Source organism: Microbacterium sp. Bi128 (genome assembly GCF_918698205.1).
The window spans coordinates 1-1,322 of record NZ_CAKKMM010001392.1; the positions used below are offsets into that span (position 1 = coordinate 1).

A 1,322-nucleotide genomic window follows, 5' to 3' on the forward strand; every position below is an offset into this window, starting at 1 on the left:
CGTTGAGCCGGTTCACGGCCGCGTCGGCCGCTTCCGGCGAAACAATGGCGACCATGCCCACGCCCAGGTTCAGGGTGCGCTCGAGGTCGGCCAGCGGGACGTTGCCGAGCTCGGAAACCAGCTTGAAGATGGCCGGGAGCTCCCAGGTGGAGCGGTCGACGGTGGCCAGCAAGCCCTGCGGGAGGACGCGGGCGAGGTTGGCTGCGAGGCCGCCGCCGGTCACGTGGCTGAAGCCGTGGACGGCCTTGCCGCCCGCGGAGCCGTTCACCGGGAAGGTGCGGGCGAGGTCCAGGCAGTCCGCGGCGTAGACGCGGGTGGGCTCGAGGAGCTCCTCGCCCAGGGTGCGGCCTAGCTCGGAGACCTGGCGGTCCAGGGCCCAGCCAGCGTGGTTGATGACGCGGCGGACCAGCGAGTAGCCGTTGGAGTGCAGGCCGGAGGAGGCCATGCCGATCACCACGTCGCCGGCGCGGACGCGGTCCGGGCCGAGCAGCTGGTCGGCCTCGACAACGCCGGTGGCGGCACCGGCGACGTCGTACTCGTGTTCCCCGAGCAGGCCGGGGTGTTCGGCGGTTTCGCCGCCCACCAGGGCGGTGCCGGCGACCGAGCAGGCGGCCGCGATGCCGCGGACGATGTCGGCGATGCGCTCCGGGACCACCTTGCCGCAGGCGATGTAGTCGGTCATGTACAGCGGCTCGGCGCCCACGACGACGATGTCGTCCACCACCATGCCGACGAGGTCGTAGCCGATGGTGTCGTGGATGTCCATGGCCTGAGCGATTGCCACTTTGGTGCCGACGCCGTCGGTGGAGGTGGCCAGCAGCGGGCGCCTGTAGGTAAGCAGCCGGGAGACGTCGTAGAGGCCAGCGAACCCGCCGACGCCGCCGATCACCGAGGCGTTGTGGGTGGCCTTGACGGCGTCCTTCATGAGTTCGACGGCGCGGTCTCCCGCTTCGACGTCGACGCCGGCGGAGGCGTAGGTGATGCCGGCGTTCTGGGCGGCGTTCATGTCAGCGGCCGGGGAGGCGGAAGTCATACTGGCTCTTTCTTGTCGGCTGTGGTGACGCGGTCGGCATCGGTGAGCAGTTCTTCGAATTCGGAGTCCGGCCCCGGATCGCAGCCGGTGGCGCCGGCCTTCTCGGCCGGATCGTCGGCGATGGAGGTGCCGGGTTCGGCGTCGGACGCCGCACCGGAGGGCGCCGCGGCGGAATCAGCCGCGCCGGCGGCGGTTGGGAGGCCGCCGAGGTCGGTGCGCTCGAGCAGGTTCTTGCCGAGCTTGTCCGCGCCGGGCAGCTCAATCGGGTACTTGCCGGTGAAGCAGGCGG

The 1,322-nt window shown here is 71.2% G+C and carries 1 protein-coding gene and 1 pseudogene; both read right to left on the minus strand.

The genetic code is table 11. The features are described from left to right. A partial coding sequence (gene purM / locus LQV45_RS33070) for a phosphoribosylformylglycinamidine cyclo-ligase (RefSeq protein ID WP_230011903.1) occupies positions 1-1,033 on the minus strand: 1,033 nt, incomplete at its 3' end. Beyond that, positions 1,030-1,322 (minus strand): annotated as a pseudogene (locus LQV45_RS33075) (amidophosphoribosyltransferase); the annotation flags it as partial. The pseudogene LQV45_RS33075 and the gene purM, both read right to left, overlap by 4 nt.